At 72.5% G+C, this 6611-nt stretch carries 6 protein-coding genes; 4 read left to right on the top strand and 2 right to left on the bottom strand.

Annotated elements, in window-relative coordinates:
• Window positions 1-47: 47 nt before the first annotated feature.
• Window positions 48-893 carry a siderophore-interacting protein gene (locus ACWEN3_RS38100; protein ID WP_452980817.1) on the bottom strand — a complete coding sequence of 282 codons (846 nt, stop codon included), beginning with the start codon at window positions 891-893 and terminating at the stop codon, window positions 48-50.
• A 132-nt stretch (window positions 894-1025) separates the two neighbouring features.
• Window positions 1026-1946: a 5'-3' exonuclease gene (locus ACWEN3_RS38095; protein WP_452980814.1), complete on the bottom strand. Its 921-nt coding sequence runs from the start codon at window positions 1944-1946 to the stop codon at window positions 1026-1028.
• A 150-nt stretch (window positions 1947-2096) separates the two neighbouring features.
• Between ACWEN3_RS38095 and ACWEN3_RS38090 the strand changes: the two genes are divergently transcribed.
• From ACWEN3_RS38090 to ACWEN3_RS38075, 4 genes are all read left to right on the top strand, one after another.
• Window positions 2097-3170: a quaternary amine ABC transporter ATP-binding protein gene (locus ACWEN3_RS38090; RefSeq protein ID WP_452980811.1), complete on the top strand. Its 1074-nt coding sequence runs from the start codon at window positions 2097-2099 to the stop codon at window positions 3168-3170.
• Window positions 3163-4974 (top strand): ABC transporter permease/substrate binding protein, encoded by a 1812-nt coding sequence (locus tag ACWEN3_RS38085; protein ID WP_452980808.1) that lies wholly within the window; start codon window positions 3163-3165, stop codon window positions 4972-4974. Before ACWEN3_RS38090 ends, ACWEN3_RS38085 begins: the two co-directional genes overlap by 8 nt.
• Before the next feature lie 362 nt (window positions 4975-5336).
• Window positions 5337-5909, top strand: a complete 573-nt coding sequence (locus ACWEN3_RS38080) for a helix-turn-helix domain-containing protein (RefSeq protein WP_452980805.1) — start codon at window positions 5337-5339, stop codon at window positions 5907-5909.
• Window positions 5909-6583, top strand: a complete 675-nt coding sequence (locus ACWEN3_RS38075; protein ID WP_452980803.1) for a helical backbone metal receptor — start codon at window positions 5909-5911, stop codon at window positions 6581-6583. Before ACWEN3_RS38080 ends, ACWEN3_RS38075 begins: the two co-directional genes overlap by 1 nt.
• Window positions 6584-6611: the final 28 nt, after the last annotated feature.

Here is a 6611-nt window from a genome sequence, read left to right as displayed (position 1 = left end):
GGCGGCCCCCCTTTGCCGGGGCCGCCGCCTCAGCGCTCGGATTCGGTTCAGGCGGCCGCCGCTCGGCCTTCCTGCTCGACCTCGATGCGGGCGTTCCACTCGCGCTTGGAGGCCTGCCAGCCGTCCTCGTTGTGGCCGAGCCGCCAGTAGCCGGAAATCGACAGGTCCTCGCGCGGCACCTGCCGCTCGACGCGCAGCAGCCGGCGCAGCTCCTTCACGAAGCCCGCCTCGCCGTGCACGAAGGCGTGCAGCCGGCCCTCCGGGAACTCCAGCGCCCGTACGGCCGCCACCAGCGCCTCGCCGACCGGCCGGTCCCCGCGGTGCAGCCAGACGACGTCCACGTCGGAGTCGATCTTCTGCTCCTCCTCCGGGCCGGACACCTCCACGAAGGCGTGCGCTCTGGCGCCCGCGGGCAGCGCCTCCAGGGCGCGGGCGATCGCGGGCAGCGCGCTCTCGTCACCGACGAGCAGATGCCAGTCGGCGCTCGGATCCGGCGCGTAGGCGCCACCGGGTCCCATGAACCGCAGGGAGTCGCCGGGCCGTACCCGGGCGGCCCAGGGACCGGCCAGGCCCTCGTCGCCGTGGACCACGAAGTCCAGGGTCAGCTCGCGGTGTTCGGGATCCCAGGCGCGCACGGTGTACGTCCGCGTCACGGGCCACTGCTCGCGCGGGAACTCCGCGCGGACCCGCTCCAGGTCGAAGGGCTCCGGGTAGGTCACGCCCGCCGGGCCGAACAGCAGCTTCACGTAGTGGTCGGTGCAGGTGTCCGCCGCGAAACCGGCGAGGCCGTCGCCACCCAGCACCACACGCTGCATGTGCGCGGACAGCCGCTCGGTGCGTACCACCTGGGCGGTGTAGGGCTTGCGCGGCTTTCGTTCCGGACGCTCTGCCATCACGGGCCTCCTGCGGATTGGTTAGGTTTACCTAAGTTAGCACCTCTCCCTGAGGCTGGATCATTCGTGCCGGTTCAGTGAGCCGCTTTTGCCGGAAAATTGCCGGTTCGTGCCCGGAGTTGCCGGTCGCCGTCACGCCCCGAGCGTGGTCAGCAGCCGCTGGAGGGAACCACCGAGCCCCCACCGTGCAGCCAGCTCCTCGAGTCCCGCCGGATCGCGCGGGGCACGCGGAAGAGCGGTGCGGACGTCCGGCAGCGGGACGTCGCCGGCCACCCGCACCACCTTCGGCGCCACCGCCACGTACGCCCCGGCCTCGGTGAGCCGCTTGCGCTGCGACGGCGTGAGCTTCGCCCGCGGGTCGTCGACCGCCGCCATGATCCCGGCCAGGTCGCCGAACTCGGCGAGCAGCTTGGCGGCCGTCTTCTCGCCGATGCCGGGCACGCCCGGCAGGCCGTCGCTCGGGTCGCCGCGCAGCAGCGCCAGATCCGCGTACCCCCGCCCGTCGACCCCATACTTCTCGCGCAGCACCGCCGCGTCGGTCACCTGGAGCGTGCCCACGCCCTTGATCGGATACAGCACGCGGACGCCGCGCTCGTCGTCGACCAGCTGGTACAGGTCGCGGTCGCCGGTGACGATGTCGACCGGGCCGTCGGCGCGCGCGGTGAACGTGCCGATCACGTCGTCCGCCTCGTACCCCGCGACACCGACGCGCGCGATGCCGATCGCGTCCAGCACGTCCTCGATGACCGGCACCTGCGGGGCGAGCGTGTCCGGCACCTCCTCCTCGTCCGGCGCGCCCGTGTGCTCCTCGGCGACCCGGTGCGCCTTGTAGCCCGGGATGAGGTCGACCCGCCACTGCGGCCGCCAGTCGGCGTCCATGCAGGCCACCAGGTGCTCCGGCCGGTGGTCCTTGACCAGCCGGTCGATGAAGTCCAGCAGTCCGCGCACGGCGTTCACCGGCGTGCCGTCCGGTGCCCTCACGGAGTCCGGGACGCCGAAGTAGGCGCGGAAGTAGAGCGAGGCGGTGTCGAGGAGCATGAGTCGTCCGGTCACGCTCGCATCATGCCGTACGGCACCGACAGCCACCCCTCCGTGACGAGGGCCCCGCAGGCCGTCCCTGTGAGCTGAACCACGTAAAAGTTTGACCATGTCGATCGTGGGGAGGTGCGGCCTCTGTCATGTCCCCGTGGACGAGAGGTACGCGTGTCAGCCAGGCTTGAGGCAGAGCACCTGTTCAAGGTGTTCGGCAGACGACCGGACGATGCAGTGGAGCGCCTGAGGCGGGGCGCCGACCGCGAGGAGTTGCGCGCCGACGGCGCCACAGCAGCCGTCATCGACGCCTCCTTCCGCGTCGAGGAGGGCGAGATCTTCGTCGTCATGGGCCTGTCGGGCTCCGGCAAGTCCACCCTGCTGCGCATGCTCAACGGCCTGCTGGAGCCGACCGCGGGCAGCGTGCGCTTCGACGGCCAGGACCTGACCGCGCTCGGCGACCGCGGGCTGCGCGAACTGCGCTCCAGGAAGATCAGCATGGTCTTCCAGCACTTCGCGCTCTTCCCGCACCGCAGCGTCCGGGACAACGCCGCCTACGGCCTGGAAGTGCAGGGCGTGCCCCGCGCCGAGCGCGAGCGCCGCGCCGACGAGGCGCTCGCCCTGTGCGGCCTGGCCGGCTGGGAGGCGTCCTGGCCGGACGAGCTGTCCGGCGGCATGCAGCAGCGGGTCGGCCTCGCCCGGGCCCTCGCCACCGACGCCGACCTGCTCCTGATGGACGAGTCCTTCAGCGCCCTGGACCCGCTGATCCGCCGCGACATGCAGGACCAGCTCCTGGAGCTCCAGAAGTCCCTGAAGAAGACGATCGTCTTCATCACCCACGACCTCAACGAGGCCATGCGCCTCGGCGACCGCATCGCGGTCATGCGCGACGGCCGCATCGTGCAGACCGGCACCGCCGAGGACATCCTGCTGCGCCCCGAGAACGACTACGTCGCCTCCTTCATCCAGGACGTCGACCGCTCCCGTGTGCTGACCGCCGCCGCCGTCATGGACACCGGCCTCGGCGGCCACGAGGCCCGCTGCGACTGCGAGACCGCCACCCCCGAGACGCCGTTCGCCGAGCTGTGCGCGATCAGCGCCCGGCTGACCCACCCGGTCGCCGTGCTCGGCCCCGACGGCGCCCTCCTCGGGGCCGTGCCCCGGCAGCGCCTGGTCGGCCTCCTCGGCGACGAACAGGGCGAACCGGCCGGCTGCGGCAACGGGAAGAAGGTGACCGACCGTGCCTAGGCTGCCCCTCGGCGACTGGGTCGACTCCGGCGTCAACTGGCTGGTCGCCCACTTCTCCTGGCTCTTCGACGCCGTCAAGGCCGTCATGGAGGGCATGTACAACGGCATCGACGCCGTGCTCGCCGCGCCCGCTCCGCTGCTGACGGCGGGCATCCTCGCCGTCGTCGCCTGGTGGCTGCGCGGCCTGCTCGCCGGCGTCCTCGCCTTCGCCGGCTTCGCCCTGGTCGACTCGCTCGACCTGTGGGACCGGGCCATGTCGACGCTCGCGCTGGTCCTCGTGGCCACCCTGATCGCCCTGGTGATCTCCCTGCCCCTGGGCGTCTGGGCCGCCCGCTCCAAGGCCGTCAGCGCCGCCGTACGGCCCGTCCTGGACCTCCTCCAGACGATGCCGTCGATGGTCCTGCTGATCCCCGCCATGCTCTTCTTCGGCCTCGGCACCGCCGCCGGCGTCGTCGCCACCCTGATCTTCGCCCTCGCCCCGGGCGTCCGCATGACCGAGCTCGGCATCCGCCAGGTCGACGCGGAACTGGTCGAGGCCGCCGAGGCCTTCGGCACCACCCCGCGCAACATCCTGTGGCGCGTCCAGCTGCCGCTCGCCCTGCCGACCATCATGGCCGGCGTCAACCAGGTGATCATGCTGGGCCTGTCCATGGTCGTCATCGCCGGCATGGTCGGCACCGGCGGCCTCGGTGGCGCCGTCAACGAGGCGATCGGCCAGCTCGACATCGGCTACGGCTTCGAGGCGGGCGTCGGCATCGTCGTCCTCGCCATCTACCTGGACCGCGTCACCGGCGCGCTCGGCACCCAGCTCTCCCCGCTGGGCCGACGGGCCGCCGCCAAGGCCACCACGCGCGCGTGGTCGTACCGTCCGCGCCCGGCCGTCGCCGTCGTCGGTGTCGTCGTCCTCGCCCTGGTCGCGGGCGGCATGAACGTCTTCGGCTCCTCCGCCGGCGTCTCCGAGGCCTCCGGCACCGACGTCGGCAAGGGCAAGGAGGTCAAGCTCGGGTACATCCCCTGGGACGAGGGCGTCGCCTCCACCTTCCTGTGGAAGGAGATCCTCGAGGAGCGCGGCTTCAAGGTCACCACCACCCAGTACGCCGCCGGCCCCCTCTACACCGGCCTCGCCACCGGCCAGATCGACTTCGAGACCGACTCCTGGCTGCCCACCACCCACGCCGAGTACTGGAAGAAGTACGGCGGACGGCTCGACGACCTCGGCAAGTGGTACGGCCCCACCTCGCTGGAGCTGACCGTCCCGTCCTACGTGAAGGACGTGAACTCCCTGGCGGACCTGAAGGACCACGCCTCCGAGTTCGGCGGGAAGATCGTCGGCATCGAGCCCAGCGCGGGCATGATGGGCCTGCTCAAGAGCAAGGTCCTCAAGGAGTACGGCCTACAGGGCGGCTACCAGGTGATCGACGGCTCCACCCCGGCCATGCTCGCCGAGCTGCAGCGCGCCTACGCCAGGAAGGAGCCGGTCGTCGTCACCCTGTGGTCGCCGCACTGGGCCTACAGCGCCTACGACCTGAAGAAGCTCCAGGACCCGAGGGGCGCCTGGGGCAAGGGCGACGGCGTGCACACCCTCTCCCGCAAGGGCTTCGCCGGCGACAACCCGCGGATCGGCCGCTGGCTGAAGGACTTCTCCATGACCGAGAAGCAGCTCACGGGCCTGGAGGCGCAGATCCAGCAGGCCGGCAAGGGCAAGGAGCAGGACGCCGTGCGCACCTGGCTGCGCCGGAACCCGGGCCTGGTCGACAAGTGGGCGCCGGTCACCGGGGAAGCCGGGAGCCGGGCGGCCGGGTGACCTGACCCTCCCGGACCGCCCCCCGAGGGGCGGGCAGCGCCGAACGCCGCAGGGCACCCGGCGCCGCCCGCCCCTCGCGGCGTTCCGCCTACGGGAGGGATCCGGCCAATCACCGAGCGTCATGCCACCCGCTGGTCGGCATGTTCATCCCCAGGGAGGAAGCCGCCGCGGACGGGTCCGGGGGCCCCTGGCACTGGCGAGAACCATGAGGTGCGGGCCCACCGGGACGTCAGGGATGTGACGGGCACGTGAAACGGTTTGCCGAACATGCGTAGGGTGCAGAGAAGTCATCATGAGCGGCGTGCCCCGCCGGTGGGCACCCGGAGCATCGGCACGACGAGTGAGGGAGGGAGCCGGGAGCGATGGGCGACCACAAAGAGCAGCAGCCCGTGCGGGTGGGCGCGGCCGTCCGGCGGCGCCGCCGTGCGCTGGAACTGACCCTCGCGGTCGTGGCCGAGCGCACCGGGCTGTCCGTGCCCTTCCTCAGCCAGGTCGAGAACGACCGGGCCCGCCCCAGCCGCAGCTCCCTGGAGAAGCTGGCCGACGCCCTGCGCACCACGGCCGTCGAACTCCTCGCCGCCGCCGACCCGGCGGCCAGCGTGGACGTCGTCCGCGCCGAGCCCGTCGCCGAGGGCGACTTCGACCCGCGCACGCGCTCCCTGGTGCGCGGCCACCACCAGCTGCACGCCTCCGAGTTCACCGGCGACCACGACGCGGGCCGCGAGTTCCAGCACCGCAACGACGAGCTGATGTACGTCGCCGAGGGCGCCGTGGAGATCGAGGCCGAGGGCCGCGCCTACCGCCTCGGCCGCGGCGACACCATGTACCTCACCGGCGGGGTCCGCCACCGCTGGCGGGCCACCGTCCCGGACACCCGGGTCGTCGTGGTCGCGGTCGCCGAACACATCGAGGCGGTCCAGGACCGGTCCCGGTAGTGCGGGTCGTCTCCCTCGTACCGTCGCTCACCGAGGCGGTGGCCGTCACGCTGCCCGGAGCGCTCGCGGGCGCCACGGACTGGTGCGATCACCCGGCGGATCTGGACGTCACCCGGATCGGCGGCACCAAGAACCCCGACGTGGAGCGCGTTCTCGCCCTCGCCCCCGACCTGGTGCTCGCCAACGAGGAGGAGAACCGCGCCCCCGACCTCGACGCCCTGCGCGCGGCCGGCGCGGAGGTGCTGGTCACCGAGGTCCGTACCGTGCCGCAGGCCTTCACCGAGCTGGACCGGGTGCTGACCGCGTGCGGAGCGCCGCGACGGCCGCGCTGGCTGGAGGCGGCCGAGGCGGCCTGGACGGCGCTGCCGGAACCCGCGGAGCGCCGCACGGCGGTCGTGCCGATCTGGCGCAGGCCCTGGATGGTCCTCGGCCGGGACACCTTCGCGGGCGACGTGCTGGCCCGCCTGGGCGTGGACCACCGGTACGCCGGCCACCCCGAGCGCTACCCCCGGATCCCGCTGGAGGACCTGCGCGCGGCGGACCCGGACCTGGTGGTGCTGCCCGACGAGCCGTACCGGTTCACCGCCGACGACGGGCCGGAGGCGTTCCCGGCACGGACGCCACGGTCAACCGCGCCTACGCGGGCCTCGGCGCCACCTTTGAGCTGTACCTGAAGGCGTACGGCCGCCACTCGATCGACGG

This window comes from Streptomyces sp. NPDC004561 (genome assembly GCF_053602155.1).
Note: the sequence above shows the minus strand (reverse complement) of the source record. Positions and strands in the feature narration are given on the sequence as shown.